This is a genomic window from Streptomyces sp. DH12 (assembly GCF_020873895.1).
Lineage (GTDB): Bacteria > Actinomycetota > Actinomycetes > Streptomycetales > Streptomycetaceae > Streptomyces.
In genome coordinates, this window is the sequence record NZ_JAHWGT010000614.1 from 1 (window position 1) to 544 (window position 544).

The 544-nt window shown below is 66.9% G+C and carries 1 protein-coding gene; it reads left to right on the forward strand.

What is annotated here, in order from left to right:
* Positions 1-544: amino acid permease (locus LPA54_RS36075; RefSeq protein ID WP_228984757.1), on the forward strand; the 544-nt coding region annotated here is incomplete at both ends.

The following is a 544-nucleotide window of genomic DNA, read 5'->3' on the forward strand; positions in this document are numbered from 1 at the left end:
GTGCTCACCGGCATCCTCGTCCTCGGCATGAAGCTGTCCGCCCGGGTCACCTCGGTCGTCGTCGCCATCAAGGTGACCGTCGTCCTGGTCGTGATCATCGCCGGCGCCTTCTTCATCACCGCCGACAACTACGACCCGTTCATCCCGGACTCCCAGCCCGTGCCGGCCGGTGACAGCCTCGACTCGCCCCTCATCCAGCTCATGTTCGGCTGGGCCCCGGCCAACTTCGGCGTGATGGGCATCTTCACCGCCGCCTCGGTGGTGTTCTTCGCGTTCATCGGCTTCGACATCGTCGCCACGGCCGCCGAGGAGACCCGCAACCCGCAGCGCGACATGCCCCGCGGCATCCTCGGTTCGCTGTTCATCTGCACCGTGCTGTACGTCCTGGTGTCGCTCGTCGTCACCGGAATGCAGCACTACTCCGAACTGTCCGTGGACGCCCCGCTCGCGGACGCGTTCAAGGCCACCGGGCATCCCTGGTTCGCCGGCTTCATCAGCTTCGGCGCCGCCGTCGGCCTGACGACCGTCTGCATGATCCTGCTGC